At 67.3% G+C, this 16,244-nt stretch carries 11 protein-coding genes and 1 pseudogene; 8 read left to right on the plus strand and 4 right to left on the minus strand.

The features are described 5' to 3' along the window. Positions 1 to 12 precede the first annotated feature (12 nt). The gene (tssE, locus tag WS87_RS23230; protein WP_059819127.1) at positions 13 to 447 is read left to right on the plus strand and encodes a type VI secretion system baseplate subunit TssE; all 435 of its coding nucleotides are present in this window, start codon (positions 13 to 15) and stop codon (positions 445 to 447) included. Positions 448 to 489: 42 nt separating this feature from the next. Here the strand turns inward: tssE and WS87_RS34315 are convergent. Beyond that, a pseudogene (locus WS87_RS34315) lies at positions 490 to 609 on the minus strand (ABC transporter substrate-binding protein); the annotation flags it as partial. 127 nt (positions 610 to 736) lie between these two features. Between WS87_RS34315 and WS87_RS23240 the strand changes: the two are divergent. The 3 genes from WS87_RS23240 (at position 737) to WS87_RS23250 (ending at position 4,004) form a co-directional block, all read left to right on the plus strand. Next, a complete protein-coding gene (locus WS87_RS23240; RefSeq protein ID WP_059819128.1) occupies positions 737 to 1,654 on the plus strand; it encodes an alpha/beta hydrolase family protein in 918 nt (305 codons plus the stop codon). Beyond that, entirely contained in the window at positions 1,651 to 2,082 is a 432-nt protein-coding gene (locus tag WS87_RS23245; RefSeq protein WP_059819129.1) for a MarR family winged helix-turn-helix transcriptional regulator, read from the plus strand. The genes WS87_RS23240 and WS87_RS23245 overlap by 4 nt, the downstream gene beginning before the upstream one ends. 461 nt (positions 2,083 to 2,543) lie before the next feature. Continuing rightward, complete coding sequence (locus WS87_RS23250; protein WP_059819130.1) at positions 2,544 to 4,004, plus strand: sialidase family protein; 1,461 nt, start codon at positions 2,544 to 2,546, stop codon at positions 4,002 to 4,004. 64 nt (positions 4,005 to 4,068) lie between these two features. Here the strand turns inward: WS87_RS23250 and adhP are convergent, their stop codons facing one another. Beyond that, entirely contained in the window at positions 4,069 to 5,097 is a 1,029-nt protein-coding gene (adhP, locus tag WS87_RS23255) for an alcohol dehydrogenase AdhP (RefSeq protein ID WP_059819131.1), read from the minus strand. Positions 5,098 to 5,560: 463 nt separating this feature from the next. On the opposite strand from adhP, the gene WS87_RS23260 reads away from it, so the two are divergent. The 3 genes from WS87_RS23260 to otsA all read left to right on the plus strand — a co-directional run bounded on the left by WS87_RS23260 (position 5,561) and on the right by otsA (position 11,540). After that, positions 5,561 to 7,588, plus strand: a complete 2,028-nt coding sequence (locus WS87_RS23260; RefSeq protein WP_059819132.1) for a TonB-dependent receptor — start codon at positions 5,561 to 5,563, stop codon at positions 7,586 to 7,588. Positions 7,589 to 8,000: 412 nt separating this feature from the next. Then, positions 8,001 to 9,638: a methyl-accepting chemotaxis protein gene (locus WS87_RS23265; RefSeq protein WP_059819133.1), complete on the plus strand. Its 1,638-nt coding sequence runs from the start codon at positions 8,001 to 8,003 to the stop codon at positions 9,636 to 9,638. 495 nt (positions 9,639 to 10,133) lie between these two features. Beyond that, positions 10,134 to 11,540 (plus strand): alpha,alpha-trehalose-phosphate synthase (UDP-forming), encoded by a 1,407-nt coding sequence (gene otsA, locus WS87_RS23270; protein WP_059525559.1) that lies wholly within the window; start codon positions 10,134 to 10,136, stop codon positions 11,538 to 11,540. Positions 11,541 to 11,562: 22 nt separating this feature from the next. Here otsA and WS87_RS23275 read toward each other — a convergent pair whose 3' ends face one another. Continuing rightward, a complete protein-coding gene (locus tag WS87_RS23275; protein WP_059525561.1) occupies positions 11,563 to 12,030 on the minus strand; it encodes an OsmC family protein in 468 nt (155 codons plus the stop codon). A 126-nt stretch (positions 12,031 to 12,156) separates the two neighbouring features. Beyond that, positions 12,157 to 14,124: an ATP-dependent zinc metalloprotease FtsH gene (gene ftsH / locus WS87_RS23280; RefSeq protein ID WP_059819667.1), complete on the minus strand. Its 1,968-nt coding sequence runs from the start codon at positions 14,122 to 14,124 to the stop codon at positions 12,157 to 12,159. A gap of 423 nt (positions 14,125 to 14,547) precedes the next feature. On the opposite strand from ftsH, the gene WS87_RS23285 reads away from it, so the two are divergent. Beyond that, positions 14,548 to 16,212 carry an acid phosphatase gene (locus WS87_RS23285; RefSeq protein WP_059819134.1) on the plus strand — a complete coding sequence of 555 codons (1,665 nt, stop codon included), beginning with the start codon at positions 14,548 to 14,550 and terminating at the stop codon, positions 16,210 to 16,212. The last annotated feature ends 32 nt before the right edge of the window (positions 16,213 to 16,244 follow it).

Genomic DNA, 16,244 nt, shown 5'->3' on the forward strand with positions numbered 1-16,244 from the left:
AGGAGCGACACCGTGCCGGCAGGCCCATCCCTTTATGACATGCTGCTCGGGCAGATCGGTGGCGAACCGCTCGATGCGTACGACGACCGAACGCTGGAATGCTTGAGCGTGCAGCAAAACGTGCGGCGCATCCTGAACACGCGCGCCGGCGCGCTCAAGCATCTGCCTGACTACGGTCTGCCGGACCTGACGAACATCTACAAGGCGCTGCCTGCGTCCGCGCACATGCTCAAGGAGCAAATGGAAGCGACGCTGCTGAAATTCGAGCCACGCATCCGTTCGATCGACGTCGAGATCCTCGAGAACGACGATCCCGGCGTGCTCGTGAGTTTCGAAATGACATGCCATCTGAAAAAGGCCGGACTCGTTCGGTTCGGCACGTACTTCGAGCCGCCCGGGCGGATGCGGTTGGAGCGAATGCAACAGGCGAAATCCGGCAGTTATTGACCGTTCCACAAATCGCGACATCACCAAAGTGTGGCCTGCTTCCAGTAAGGAGCGGCCGACGACGCCGACGTCAATCGCGTTGCCGTTCAGGCTTTGGGCGAGGGGCGCGGCCGCCTGGAAATGCTTCCACTCAATCGTGTAAGGCAGGTCCTTCAGCACGCCGGGAACCACACCGTCCACCGGGCATCACGGCAAGTCGTTCGAATGATTCCTCGATAGATATTTCGTTCACGAAATAAATCCCGGACTATATTTCGCATACGAAATACCTACCCGAACGAGGACGGCCATGACGTCGGAACCTGTCGAGTTTTGCGCCGCCGACGGCTATACGCTACGCGGCACGCTGTGGTCGCCGGACGCGCCGCCGCGCGCGCTGGTGTTGATCCATCCGGCCACCGCCGTGCCGGAGCGGCTGTACGCGGGCTTCGCGCGCTTCCTGACCGAACGCGGCTTCGCGGCGCTGACTTACAACTATCGCGGCATCGGCGCGTCGCGGCCCGCGCGGCTCAGCGCGCTGCAGGCCAGCATGCGCGACTGGGTTGAGCTCGACGTGGGTGCCGCGATCGCGTGGGCGCGCGATGCGTACGCGGGGTTGCCGCTGCTGGCGGTCGGGCACAGCGTCGGCGGCCACGCGATCGGGCTGTCGGCCGGCACCGCGCACCTGCGCGCGGCCGTGCTCGTCGCCGCGCACGCGGGCAGCACGCGGCTGATTTCCCGCGCGGCCGAACGGCTGAAGGTGCGGCTGATCCTGCGCGTGCTCGGCCCGCTCGCGTCCGCACTGCTCGGCTACGTGCCCGGCAAGCGGCTCGGGCTCGGTGAGGACCTCCCCGCCGGCGTGTTCCGCGAGTGGAGCCGCTGGACCACGTTGCCGCGCTACTTCTTTGACGATCCGACGCTCGGGGCAGCCGAGCGCTTCTCGAAGCAGCAGTTGCCGATTCTCGCGCTCGGCTTCGACGACGATCCGTGGGCAAACCCGCCCGCGATCGACCTGCTGGTAAGCTACCTGACCCGGGCGGCCGTCGAACGCCGCCAGATCGATCCGAACGCCGCGGGCAGCGGACCGGTCGGACACATGGGCTTCTTCCGCAGCCGGCCAGGCACCGTGCTGTGGCCAGCAGTCGCCGACTGGCTCGCGCAGGCGCTCGACGCGCCGCGCGCCGCGGGTCGACCGTCCCTTTCCATTGCAGCCGGGAACCGAGCTTGAGCGAAGACCGACGACTGTTTTTCCTGTTGAACATCGGCCAGCGGCGCGTGCAGCGCTGGGTCGACCGCAAGGCCGAAACCGATGCGCGCGCCAGCGCCGCGCAGGCCGGCGTGCTGTTCTGCCTCGCGAGGCAGGACGGCGCGCTGATCGGCGAAGTCGGCGCGGCGCTGCAACTGGCGCCGTCCGCGATGACGGGGCTCGCCGACCGGATGGCGAAGGCCGGCCTGCTCGCGCGGCACGCCGATTCGGACGACGGACGGGCAACGCGTTTGTTCCTGACCGACGAAGGGCACGCGGCGCTCAAGCGTGCGCGCGTGGCGCTGCGCGAGCTGAACGGCAAGCTGTGCGACGGGTTTTCCGACGAGGAACTCGACGTCGTCGCGCGCTGGTTGCACGCGTTGCAGGACCGCTTTCCGGCCGATCGCTGAACGGCGCCGGCGGTGCGCTGCATTGGCACGATGCAGCGTAATCGATAGCGATTCCGATTCGCGCTTTCGATTCGGTTTCCGAACTTTCCGGCGGCAAATTTTGCGTTCTGGATCCGCCGCTTCGGCAACGCTTTCCGGCTACGTCCTGTTACAAAAAATTGCCTCCCGCGCCGCATATCGATCGCCTACATTGCTATCCACTTCGACGCATTCGTCGTATGCACGGACTGGCCTTCCCGTCGCGTCCGTATCCCGGGACGCACCCGACAAGTAACGAAAACGAACAGGTGTCTTGACCGACGTGCTGGCGGCATCCAGCACACGCGGAGTGCGATGACTGAAGCGGCTTCCTGAACGACACGATCCGACGCGTGGCACGGCATCCCTTGCCGCCGCGTACCGGCGCGCGACGTGCCGCTGTGCCGTGACATCGCCGCCGCACGTGAACGAGGAGCAGTCCCATGCGACGCACGATGGTGTCCCACTCGCTTGTCACCCGCCTCACCCGCCTGTCCGCCGCGACGGCAATGGCGATGGCCGCCGCCGCGGCCGCGCATGCCGACCCCGTGGTCGTGTCCGGCCCGAGCCCGTTCGCCGCCTGCACCATCGGCGGCCCCGGCACGAACTACGTGAACGCCGAGGTCGAACCATGGCTCTCGGTCAATCCGGCGAACCCGACCAACATGATCGGCGTGTGGCAGCAGGATCGCTGGTCGAACGGCGGTGCCCACGGGCTCGTCGCCGGCTATACGTTCGACGGCGGCGCGACCTGGGCGCGCACGCCGCAACCGTTCAGCGCCTGCGCGCCGGGCGGGCTCAAGTACGAGCGCGCGTCGGATCCGTGGGTGTCGTTCGGGCCCGACGGCACCGCCTATTCGGTATCGATCTCGTTCAACCAGTCGAACAACGGCAATGCGGTCGCGGCCTCGGTGTCGACCGACGGTGGACAGACGTGGAGCAGCCCGGCCGTGCTGATCGCGAACGACGAACCGACGACGCAGTTCTTCAACGACAAGGAATCGGTGACGGCGAACCCGGTGAAGGCCGGCACGGCCTACGCGGTGTGGGACCGCCTCGAGCTGCCGAACGGCAACCCGTACGCGAACCTGCACACACAGGCATATCGCGGGCCGACGTTCTTCTCGAAGACGGTCGACGGCGGCAAGACGTGGAGCAGAGCGAAGGTCATCGTCAATGTGCCGTCGCGTCAGCAGACGATCGGCAACCAGATCGTCGTCGACCCGAAGACCGGTACGCTCTACGACTTCTTCGACCTGATCCAGCCGCCGTTCAGCAAGGCGGCCGGCAAGGTCGCGTTCATCAAGTCGACCGACGACGGCGCGACCTGGACGAAGCCGCAGGTGATCGCCGGGCTGCAGACGGTCGGCGTGACCGATCCGAACACCGGCGAACCGGTACGCACCGGCGACATCATTCCGGAACCCGCGATCGATCCGGCATCGGGGCAGCTGTACGTCGTCTGGCAGGACAGCCGCTTCAACGGCGGCAACTACGACGAGATCGCGCTGTCGACGTCGAAGGACGGCGGCGCGAGCTGGAGCGCGCCGCTGCAAGTGAACACGCCGACCGGGCGTGCCGCGTTCAATCCGTCGGTGCGCGTCGACAATGCCGGCTCGGTGATGGTCACCCACTACGACTTCCGCGACCTGCAGGCCGGCAATACAACGACGCTGCCGACCGGGTTCTGGCGCAAGATCTCGCATGACGGCGGCACCACGTTCGCTGACGAGCGGCGCGTCGGCGGCCCGTTCGACATGAAGCTCGCGCCGAACGCGGAAGGTTTCTTCATCGGCGATTACCAGGGGCTCGACGTGCTGCCGTCGTCGTCGTTCCACCCGTTCTTCGTCCAGACCAACGCGGGCAACCTGACGAACCGCACCGACGTGTTCTTCGCGCCGTGATGCGCGCATGAGCGCAGCGCTGCCGCGACGCCCCTCGCGTCGCGGCAGCGTGCCCGCATGCGCGTCAATGCATGTCGGTCAGCACGATGCGGCCGTCGACCTTCCCGTCGCGCAGCCGCGCGAATATGTCGTTGATGTTGCCGAGCCGGTCGCGATGGATATGCGCGCGCACCAGTCCGTCCGCCGCGAAGTCGAGCGATTCCTGCAGATCGCGACGCGTGCCGACGATCGAGCCGCGCACCGTGATGCCGTTCAGCACGGTCGAGAAGATCGGCAACGGGAAATCGCCGGGCGGCAGGCCGTTGAGCGCCACCGTGCCGCCGCGCCGCACCATCCCGAGCGCCTGCGCGAATGCGCTGCGCGACACGGCCGTGACCAGCACGCCATGCGCCCCGCCGATCTCCTTCTGGATGACCTTCGCCGGATCGTCGGTCGACGCATCGATCGTCAGCTGTGCGCCAAGCTGGCGCGCAAGTTCGAGCTTGGCCGGAGACACGTCGATCGCCGCGACGTGCAGGCCCATCGCGCGCGCGTATTGCACGGCCACGTGGCCGAGCCCGCCGATACCGGAAATCGCGATCCACTGGCCCGGACGCGTGTCCGTGACGCGGATGCCCTTGTAGACCGTCACGCCCGCGCACAGGATCGGCGCGATCTCGTCGAACGCGACCTGCGCCGGCAGATGGCCGACGTAGTCGGGATCGGCCAGCACATATTCCGCATAGCTGCCGTTGACCGAATAGCCGGTGTTCTGCTGCCCGTGGCAAAGGGTTTCCCAGCCGGTGTGGCAGTACTCGCAGTGACCGCATGCCGTGTAGAGCCAGGGCACGCCGACGCGGTCGCCCTCGCGCACGTGCGTGACGCCCGCGCCGACCGCCGCGACGACGCCCACGCCTTCGTGTCCGGGAATGAACGGCAGCGTCGGCTTCACGGGCCAGTCGCCGTCGGCTGCGTGCAGGTCCGTATGGCAGACGCCCGACGCCTTGATGTTGACGAGGATCTGGCCTGCGCCCGGCGTCGGGATCGGCACTTCCTCGATGCGCAACGGTTCGCCGAACGCGTGCACCACGGCCGCTTTCATGGTTTGAGTCATGCGTCGCTCCTGTCTGGTCGATGACCGCGCCAGTATCCGGGCTCGAAACCGCAACGCATTGATACGCATCAACGGGGCAGAAATCGTGCGCGCCCGCGGCGGATTCATCGCGAGACATGGTTCCTCGCGTCACCGGCCCCGCTGCCGGTTTGACGTACCGCCTCTGTTTTCTCAGCCATTTCGGCAGGTTGTCGGAAACCCCGTGGCCCACCGTCATTCCGCTTGGAATTCGAAATGATATAACATATCATTTCGCGAGCTCGTCCACCTGCAGCCGTTCCATCCGGGTGGCCGGGTTACGCCGAGTCATATCCAAACGGGTCACTTCGCGCCACAGACGCAACAATATATCGTATCCAGCCGTGACCCACATGACTCGTTTCCCGATCCGATTCCAACCGATTCACCGACCATGCGCGACCTCCCTCGTCTACCGCTTCGCCCGCTCCCGCCCGTTTCGCTGATGCTGTTCGCCGCCGTCGCGCACGCGCAAGCCGATACGCCCGCCTCGTCAACGCCGACGCACACCACGCCGCTCGCGCCGATCTTCGTGACCGCGAACCCGCTCGGCGACACCGAGCTGATCTCGCCGACCGTGCAACTGTCCGGCGACGCGCTGACGCGCCGCCAGGCCGATTCGCTCGGCGAAACGCTCGATGGCCTGCCCGGCGTGTCGACCACCACCTACGGCCCGATGGTCGGCCGCCCGATCATTCGCGGGATGGACGGCGACCGGATCCGGCTGCTGCAGAACGGCGTCGCCGCCTACGACGCGTCGTCGCTGTCGTACGACCACGCGGTGCCGCAGGATCCGCTGTCGATCGAACGCGTCGAGATCGTGCGCGGGCCGGCCGCGCTGCTGTATGGCGGCAACGCGGTCGGCGGTGTCGTCAACACGATCGACAACCGGATTCCGCGCGAGGCGATCGAAGGCGTAACGGGCGCGCTCGACGCGCGCTACGGCGGGGCCAATTTGATGCGCGCGGGCGCCGCGCAGGTCGAAGGCGGCAACGGCCGCTTCGCGTTCCATGTCGACGCATTCGACCGGGAAACGAGCAAGCTGCGCATTCCCGGCTACGCGCGCAGCAGCCAGCAACGGGCGATCGACGGCCCCGACACGCCGCAACCGTACGGCAACGTGCCGAACAGCGACGGCCGCGTGCATGGCGGCGCGCTCGGCGCGTCGTACACGTGGGCCGATGGCTTCGCGGGCCTGTCGTACAGCGGCTACGAGTCGAACTACGGCTCCGTCGCCGAGGACGACGTGCGCTTGCGGATGCGCCAGGAACGCCTCGCGCTCGCGTCCGAGGTGCGCAACCTGAGCGGTCCGTTCACGAAGCTGAAGTTCGACTTCGCGTACACCGACTATCGCCACAAGGAAGTCGACAACGGCGCGACGGCCACCACTTTCCGCAACCGCGGCTACGAGGCGCGCATCGAGGCGCGGCATCGCAAGATCGGCCCGTTCGAAGGCGCGATCGGCGTGCAGTTCGGCCAGAACACGTTCTCGGCGCTCGGCGACGAATTGCTCGTGCCGTCCACGCGCACGAACAGCGTCGCGCTGTTCGGCCTCGAGGAATGGCAGGTCGCCCCCGCGCTGAAGCTGAGCCTCGGCGGGCGCTTCGAGCACGTGAAGGTCGATCCCGATCCGGCCGGCGTCGAGAAATTCGCGCTCGCGCAGTCGCGCGACTTCAATGCCGGCAGCGTATCGACCGGCGCGCTGTTTTCGCTGACGCCCGTGTGGTCGATCGCGGCGAACGTCGCGTACACGGAACGCGCGCCGACCTTCTACGAGTTGTACTCGAACGGCCCGCACGACGCGACCGGCCAGTTCCTGATCGGCAACCCGAACGCGTCGAAGGAAAAGGCCGTGTCGACCGACCTGTCGCTGCGCTATGCAAGCGGCCCGAACCGCGGCAGCGTCGGCGTGTTCTACAACCGCTTCTCGAACTACCTGACCGAGTACAACACGGGCCGCATCGTGAACGACGACGGCGAACCGGTCGCACCCGGCGCCGGCGATACGCTCGACGAAGCAGTCTATCGCGGCGTGCGCGCCGAATTCTACGGCGTCGAACTCGACGGCAAGTGGCGCGCGTTCTCGCGGCGCGGTCACACGGTCGACCTGGAACTGACCGCCGACTACACGCATGCACGCAACGTCGACACCGGCCAGCCGCTGCCGCGCATCGCGCCGCTGCGCGCGACGCTCGCGGCCGATTATGGCTACGGCCCGTTCGGCGCGCGCGCGCAGGTCACGCACGCGTGGTCGCAGCACCGCGTGCCCGACAACGACTTTCCGACCGACGGTTACACGTCGCTCGGCGTGATGCTCACGTACAAGTTCCGTGTCGGCGCGACGCACTGGCTCGCGTACCTGCGCGGCGACAACCTGACGAACCAGGAGATCCGCTATGCGACCTCGGTCGTGCGCGGCTTCGCGCCGCAAGGCGGCCGCAGCGTGATGGCCGGCCTGCGCACGACGTTCTGATCGCCGGACGGCCCGCGGCGACGGCCGCGGGCCGGATCGAACGGGCACGCATTCGTACACCAGTTTTACGGGGCCGAATCGGGCGTTCCCGAACGTCCGGCCGTAAATATGCGATTCACCCGTAAATCGACAAACATGCCAATCGGACGATTTGGGAAACCGACCGGAACTTATTAACTTTCGCCAAAAGGCGATATTTATATCCGCGTATGAACGCGACGATCATCGGTGATTCCCGAGCCTTTCTCCGGATCGGGAACGCCCGACCGGCGGGGATTCCAGCGAAAAAAGAATAAATATCAGGGTTTTCGATGGGTAAAGAAATATCCGGCATTCCCGTTAATGACGGCACGGGCCTGCACGCGGTCGAACAATAAATTCCCATCACCAACCACTCGCACGGGGGCACATCGTGAAAATCGCCAGAATAACCATCAAGACAAAACTGCTTGGCGGCTTCGGTTTGCTCGCCGTGGTCGTCGTGATCGTGTCGGGCATGGCGCTGAAAGCGCTGTCCGATACGAACGACGAGTTTTCCCGGTACATGAACGGCGTCAATGCGCGCGCAAACTTGTCCGCGCAAATCCGTACGGCGGTCGACCGGCGCGCGATCGCCGCGCGCAACCTGGTGCTCGTGACCACGCCTGCCGACATCCAGCTCGAACTGGCCGAAGTGCAGCAGGCGCACAAGGACGTGCAGGACCGTCTCGCGAAGCTGAAGGACATGATGGCGAACGCGACGGACACGACCGATCGCGCACGTGAGCTGGTCGCCGAGATCGGGCGCGTCGAAGCGAGCTACGGGCCGGTTGCGCTGAATATCGTCGGGCTCGCGCAGGCCGGCAAGAAGGACGAGGCAACCGCCGATATCGACAATCGCTGCCGTCCGTTGCTCGCGCAACTGGTTCGCGCAACCGATGCGTACGCAACCTATACGCACGAGCGCGAAGTCGCGATCGCGCAGGCATTCGCGGATCGCTACGCGATCGAGCGCAACCTGCTGCTCGCCATCTGCGCAATCGCGATCGTGGTGGCGGCTGGCGGCGGCCTGTGGCTGACGCGCAGGATCACCGCACCGATCGTCGCGGCGGTCGACGTCGCGCGCACGGTGGCCAACGGCGATCTCGGCAGCCGCATCAGCGTGAGCGGCAACGACGAGACGCGCGACCTGCTCGACGCGCTGCGCACGATGAATGCGCGCCTGATCGACATCGTCGGGCGCGTGCGCGATTCGTCGAACAGCATCGCGCATGCGGTGGGCGAAATCGCATCGGGCAATCTCGACCTGAGCCAGCGCACCGAGGAACAGGCCGCATCGCTGCAGGAAACCGCCGCGACGATGGAGGAATTCACGTCGACGGTGCGCCTGAACGCGGAGAACGCGCAGCAGGCGAGCACGCTCGCCGCGAATGCGTCGGACGTCGCGCTGCGCGGCAGCGCGGTGGTCGGCCGCGTGGTCGATACGATGACGGAGATCGGCAACAGCTCGTCGAAAATCGCGGACATCACCGGGATCATCGAAGGCATCGCATTCCAGACCAACATTCTCGCGCTGAACGCGGCCGTCGAGGCGGCACGCGCGGGCGAACAGGGCCGCGGCTTCGCGGTGGTCGCGAGCGAGGTGCGCAGTCTCGCGCAACGTTCGTCCACCGCCGCGAAGGAAATCAAGGAACTGATCTCGGCATCGGTACAGACGATCCAGGACGGCTCGGCGCTCGCGGGCGAGGCCGGCAAGACGATGTCGGACGTAACGCGAGCCGTCGCGCGCGTCACCGACATCATGGGTGAAATCGCGGCCGCATCGGCCGAACAGAGCCGCGGCATCGATCAGGTGAACCTGACGATCACGCAGATGGACGAGACGACGCAGCAGAACGCGGCACTCGTCGAACAGGCCGCGGCCGCGTCGAAATCGCTCGAGGCGCAGGGTCGCGATCTGTCGGAGACGGTGTCCGCGTTCCGGATGCCGGCCGGCGAACATGCAGCGTCGGCGCGCGCGCGCACGCATGCGGCCGACAGCGCATCGCACTGGCAAGCTGCCGCCGCGTAACGCGTCACGCGTCGCTCGAAACACGATGCGCGGCCGCGCGGTACGCGGTCCGGCCGCGCATCGCCCCGCCTGCGTGCGACGGTCGTCGTGCTCGTTCGAACCTGAAACGGCAGGCGTCGCACGGCACGCATTCTCTCGCGCGTCGACCACGCGCATCGCGCTCAATCGAAGCAATTTCGATCGACGCCGAATACGATCCCTTTCTCCGGAATCGCCGCTTCCCGTTGCACACGTTGCCGCGCAATTTCCGGTCCCGCCCCATACGCGACACAGCATGTATTGAACCGCCGTGCGAATTCGCCGATCGCGGTCATGCACTTTTAAATCAGCCGAATGACGAGTATGCTTAAAAAAGCACTCCACGTTCGAACGGCGAATCGCATGCCCTGATTCCCGTCCGCTCGTATCGCGGCCCCATCGCGCCACGCGTCGATGGCGGCGTCCGCCTCGCGCCCTGGCCGCACGAACCTTCCCCAACCATTCGCAGGAGAGCTGGTGAGCCGACTCGTCGTCGTATCCAATCGTATTGCAGATCCCCGTAAAGCCGCGGCAGGCGGGCTTGCCGTGGCCGTGAAAGACAGCCTGCAGGAATCGGGCGGCGTCTGGTTCGGGTGGAGCGGCAGGTTGCGTGGCGAAGGCGAACGCCCCGCGCACGGCGACGACGTGCAGATCCAGAATGTCGGCGGCATCCAGCTCGCGACGATCGATCTCGATCCGCAGGATTACGACGCGTACTACCTCGGCTACTCGAACAACGTGCTGTGGCCGGTGTTCCACTACCGCCTCGATCTCGCGCAGTTCGACCGCCGCTTCGCGGACGGCTACCGGCGCGTGAACCAGCTGTTCGCGCGCAAGCTGAGCACGCTGCTGCGTCCCGACGACGTCGTCTGGGTCCACGACTACCAGCTGATTCCGCTCGCCGCCGAACTGCGTGCGACGGGCTGCACGAATCCGATCGGCTTCTTCCTGCACATTCCGATGCCGCCGCCGCCGATCATGGCCGCGATTCCGGAGCACGAGTGGCTGATGCGCTCGCTGTTCGCCTACGATCTCGTCGGCTTCCAGACCGAATCGGATCTGCTTCACTTCGAGCACTACGTCGAGGCCGAAGCCGGCGCCGCGCGGCTGCCGGACGGCCGCCTGCACGCGTTCGGCCGCACGCTGTCGGCCGGTGCGTTCCCGATCGGCATCAACGTCGACGAATTCGCGGCGCTCGCGGAGAATCGCGACGGCATCGACATGTTCGAGCGGATGCGCGACGAATATTCGCGCCGCCAGCTGCTCGTCGGCGTCGACCGGCTCGACTACACGAAGGGGCTGCCGCAGCGCGTGCACGCATTCCGTCAGTTGCTCGAACAATATCCGGAGAACCGCGACCGCGCGACGCTGATCCAGATCGCCGCGCCGAGCCGCGAGGATCTCGGCGCATACGACGACCTGCGGCGCGAGATGGACAGCCTGTGCGGCGCGATCAACGGCGATTACGGCGAACTCGAGTGGATGCCGATGCGCTACATCCACCGCACGGTCGCGCGCAAGCGCTTGCCGGGCCTCTACCGCGCGAGCCGCGTCGCGCTCGTCACGCCGCTGCGCGACGGGATGAACCTGGTCGCGAAGGAGTTTCTCGCCGCGCAGGACGAGGCCGATCCGGGCGTGCTCGTGCTGTCGCGTTTCGCGGGCGCGGCCGAACAACTGAAGCCCGCACTGCTCGTCAATCCATACGACACGCAAGGCACCGCGCAGGCGATCCAGCGCGCGCTCACGATGCCGCTCGACGAGCGCCGCCAGCGTCACGACGCGCTGATGGCGATCGTGCGCAAGACCGACGTGCACTGGTGGCGCACGCGCTTTCTCGACGCGCTCGCCGAAGCAGCGGAAGTCGCCGCCGCGACCGCGTCCTGACGCATCACGTCCTGACGCACGCTCACACGCCGGTCGTCTCGCGGTCGAGCACCGCGCCGTTCACATCCCGTACCGCGACCGAAATCGGAATGCCTTCGCGCATGCTCTCGGTCACCACGCAATACGCATCGAACCGGTCGAGCATGCGCGTCGCCGCCGCGAGATCGGCCCACGCCTTGCCGACCGACAGCGTCACGGCCATCGCGCCCACGCGCACCCTGCCCGCTTCGTTCTGCACCATGTCGACGTCGATATGCGCGGTGACCGGCTGCGGATCGACGCGCTGTTTCTCGAGCGCGAACAACAGGCTCGCCGCGAGGCAGCTCGCGACCGCCGCGGCCAGCAGCCGGACAGGATTCGGACCGCGGCCGGCGCCGAGCGGCGGCGGCTCGTCGGTGAGCACCGGCGAAAGCTCCGTGCCCGCAAACGTGACTTCGAAACTGAAACGCGCATGCTGCGCGACATCGACCGATACGTGCGCCTCGCTCATGGCGACTCCGTGACTGGAAAAAAAGGGAAACGAAACGCCGGCACAACGCCTCGCCGGCGAGATTGAATCGCAGCGACGGCGCGGCACGCTCGTGGCCATCCGCCGGCTGCGCGACAGGCTCGCACTTCAGCGTTCGGGTTCGCGCGGCGGCCCGTATGCGACGAAATCGCGCTCGATCGCCGACGCCTGCTCCGGCGCATTGGCGCCCGAGCCCGGCCCGAGATCGGTCGTGGATGGCTCAGCATCAGGCACCTCGCGCCCGTCGATCAGCGCCTGCAACGCATCGCGTTCGAGCACCTCGCACGCGAGCAGCCGTCGTGCGATGCGCTCGAGCGCATCGCGACGTTCTCCGAGCGTCGACGCGACGCGCGCATGCGCATCGGTCAGCAGCGTATGCACCTCGTCGTCGATCATCCGTGCGGTGTGCTCGCTGCAGCGCGCCTCGCCCGCATGCCATGCGCCGGGTATGCCGGTGCGCGCATCGCCGTCGTCGAAGCTCACCAGCCCGATCTGCTCGCTCATCCCGTATTGCATGACCATGTGGCGCGCCATCGCCGTCGCGCGCTCGAGATCGTTCTGCGCGCCCGTCGACACGTCGCCGAACACGAGTTCTTCTGCGACACGCCCGCCGAGCAGCGCGTCGATCCGGTCGAGCAGCTCGCTGCGGCGCAGGACGTAGCGATCCTCGGTCGGCACCTGCTGCGTATAGCCGAGCGCGGCCACGCCGCGCGGAATGATCGACACCTTCTTCACCGGATCGCAATGCGCGCGGCTTTCCGCGACAAGCGCATGGCCGGCCTCGTGATAGGCGATCGTCAGTTTCTCCTGCGCGTTCATCACGCGGCTCTTGCGCTCGAGGCCGGTCAGCGCGCGATCGATCGCCTCGTCGAAGTCGTCCATCCCGATCGCCGGCTTGCCGAGTTCCGCCGCATGCAACGCGGCCTCGTTGACGACGTTCGCGAGATCGGCGCCGACGAAGCCCGGCGTGCGCGACGCGAGTTCGCCGAGGTCGACGTCGGCCGCGAGCTTCACGCGCTTCACGTGCACGCCGAGGATCTGGCGGCGGCCGTTCACGTCGGGCCGGTCGATCGCGATGTGACGGTCGAAGCGGCCCGGGCGCAGCAGTGCTGGATCGAGAATCTCCGGCCGGTTGGTCGCGGCCATGATGATCACGCCGGAGCCGGCCTGGAAGCCGTCCATCTCGACGAGCAGCTGGTTGAGCGTCTGCTCGCGCTCGTCGTTGCCGGACATCGGGCCGACACCGCGTACCTTGCCGAGCGCATCGAGCTCGTCGACGAACACGATGCACGGCGCCTTCTGCTGCGCCTGCTCGAACAGGTCGCGCACGCGCGCCGCGCCGACGCCGACGAACATCTCGACGAACGCGGAGCCGCTGATCGAGAAGAACGGCACGGCCGCCTCGCCCGCCACCGCGCGCGCGAGCAGCGTCTTGCCGGTGCCGGGCGCGCCGACGACCAGCACGCCCTTCGGAATCTTGCCGCCGAGCCGCTGGTAGCGATCCGGATCGCGCAGGAACGAGACGAGCTGCTGCAGCTCGGCCTTCGCTTCGTCGATGCCCGCGATGTCGTCGAACGTGATGCCGGTTTCCTGCTGCACGTATACGCGTGCGCGGCTCTTGCCCATTCCGGTGAAATCCTGCAGCCCGCCGCGCTTGCGCAGCATCAGGTTCCAGATGAACACGAACGCGACGAGCGGCACCAGCCACGACGCGAGCGACGCGATCCAGCCGGTGTCGGACGCGCCGTGAAAGCGGATGCCAGCGGCGCTCAGCGTGTCGATCAGTTGCGGGTCGGTCACGCGGTTGGTGGCGAAACGCGGCGGCGTGCCGCCCGACTTCACGGCCGCGACATCGGACGCCGGCAGCATCGCGCCGGCCTGCGGCATCGTCAGCGTGCCCGTGATCGTCGTCGATCCGATCTCGAGATCGTCGACGAGCCGCGCGGCGACGAGCCGATGGAAATCGCTGTACGCGATCAGCGTCGACGCCGGACGCAGCATCAGCAACTGCGCGGCGAACAGCACGAAGAAGCCCGCCGCGATCAACAATCCTGCGAAGTCGAATTTCCTGTCCATGGCATCGGGCCGGCCGGTCGCGCCGCTGCGCGCCGCTGCGCGCTTATGCGTGCCCGCGCGCCGGGCCGGCACGCGGCATCGGGAGCCACGCGCATACGGAATGCATTCGCGTCATCGTCGCCTCGTTTCGTCGCATGAATGACACCGCGAAGGCGCGCCACGCGCCGTTCGCGCGGACGACGCACGGCAATGCGCCGCCCGTGATTCAAGTCTAGTTCGCGCGCGGGCGTCCCGCATCGTCCGACAAACAGCTTTCGTCGCGGCGGCCCGGCGCGTTATAGTCGCGCTCATGACATTTTTGTGACAGCCGGCATCGCCCTGCCCGGGCGCGACGCCGGCCGTTGCGTCCCGTCCCGCGTCGCGGCAGGCCGCGCGACGCTGCCGCGCATCGAACGACAACTGCCCATCCGAGGAGCTCACGACGTGAACGACACCCCCGATCGCCCCGACGACCTTCCCGTTGATCCCGACCGCCGCCGCATGCTCGGCGGCCTCGCCGCGCTCGGCGCGGGCGTCGCGCTCGGCGGCTGCGAGACCACGCCGGGCAGCGCGCCGCGCTCCGCCGCCGACCTGCGGCTCGACGAAGCGCTGCGCCGGCAGGTGCGCCACATCGTCGTGATCTATGCGGAGAACCGCAGCTTCGCGAACCTGTACGGCGACTTCCCCGGTGTGCGCTACCCGCTGAGCGAGGTGCGGCCCGAGCATGCGCAGCAGCTCGATCGCGACGGCAAGACGCCGTTGCCCGTCCTGCCGAAAATCTGGGGCGGACTCGTGCCGCAGGCGCAGGAAGTGGACGGCAAGCGCTACGCGATCGCCGAGCGCGACATCGACAAACTGCCGAACGCGCCGTTCCGGATCGCCGACGCGCAAGGCAAGCCGTTGCCGAACGGCGTGATCACCCGCGACCTGTGGCATCGCTTCTATCAGAACCAGATGCAGATCGCCGCGGGCCGCAACAACCAGTTCGCCGCGTGGGCCGATTCGGGCGGCCTCGTGATGGGCCATTACCGCAATTCCGCCGACACGCTGCGGCTGTGGAACCTCGCGCGGCAATACACGCTGTGCGACAACTTCTTCATGGCGGCCTTCGGCGGTTCGTGGCTGAACCACATGTTCCTGATTTCCGCGCAGCCGCCGATCTATCCGGATGCGCACAAGCATTCGCACGCGGCGAAGCTGCTGTCGAAGGTCGACGGCGACGATCCGGCCGGCACGCGGCTGACGCTCGCCGCCGATTCGCCGGCCTCTGCGCTCGACGGCCCGCCGAAGTTCGCGGTCGACGGGCCGCTGACGCCCGACGGCTACGGCGTCAACACGATGGCGCCGCCGTACCAGCCGAGCTACGTGCCGCCGGCCGACCCTGGCAATGCCGCATACGCGGATCCGGCCGACCATCGCGTGATCCCGCCGCAGGGCCATGCGACGATCGGCGACCGCCTGTCGGAGAAGAACGTCGACTGGGCGTGGTACAGCGGCGCGTGGCAATACGCGGTCGAGCACCGCGATACGGGCATGGTGCCGGATTTCCAGTACCACCATCAGCCGTTCAACTACTTCGCGAACTACGCGCCCGGCACCGACGCGCGCCGCAAGCACCTGCGCGACGCGGGCCTCGGCGACGAGCCGTCGACCAACCACTTCATCGCCGACGTCGACGCGGGCCGCCTGCCGGCCGTCGCGTTCTACAAGCCGCAAGGCAACCTGAACATGCACGCGGGCTATGCGGATGTCGAATCCGGCGATCGCCACATCGCGAACGTGATCGAACGCATCCGGCGCGGCCCGCAGTGGGCGAACACCGTGATCGTGATGACGCACGACGAGAACGGCGGCTGGTGGGATCACGTCGCGCCGCCGGTCGGCGATCGCTGGGGCCCCGGCTCGCGGATTCCCGCGCTCGTGATCTCGCCGTTCGCGAAGAAGGGTTACGTCGACCACACGATGTACGACACGAACTCGATCCTGCGTTTCATCAGCCGCGTGCACGGGCTCGCGCCGCTCGACGGCGTCGCCGCGCGCGACAAGGCATTCGCGTCGCGCGGCGCGCCGCCGCCCGGCGACCTGACGAACGCGCTCGATCTCGGCTGACGGCCGGCCGACGCTCCGCCGACATCCGCCCG

It is taken from the genome of Burkholderia sp. MSMB0856, from assembly GCF_001524645.2.
Classification (GTDB): domain Bacteria; phylum Pseudomonadota; class Gammaproteobacteria; order Burkholderiales; family Burkholderiaceae; genus Burkholderia; species Burkholderia diffusa.

Excerpts from the sequence above, each read along its gene's own strand:
- WS87_RS23240 (WP_059819128.1), top strand. The coding sequence starts at position 737 with ATGACGTCGGAACCTGTCGAGTTTTGCGCCGCCGACGGCTATACGCTA.
- WS87_RS23250 (WP_059819130.1), top strand. The coding sequence starts at position 2,544 with ATGCGACGCACGATGGTGTCCCACTCGCTTGTCACCCGCCTCACCCGC.
- adhP (WP_059819131.1), bottom strand. The coding sequence starts at position 5,097 with ATGACTCAAACCATGAAAGCGGCCGTGGTGCACGCGTTCGGCGAACCG.
- WS87_RS23260 (WP_059819132.1), top strand. The coding sequence starts at position 5,561 with ATGCTGTTCGCCGCCGTCGCGCACGCGCAAGCCGATACGCCCGCCTCG.
- WS87_RS23275 (WP_059525561.1), bottom strand. The coding sequence starts at position 12,030 with ATGAGCGAGGCGCACGTATCGGTCGATGTCGCGCAGCATGCGCGTTTC.
- ftsH (WP_059819667.1), bottom strand. The coding sequence starts at position 14,124 with ATGGACAGGAAATTCGACTTCGCAGGATTGTTGATCGCGGCGGGCTTC.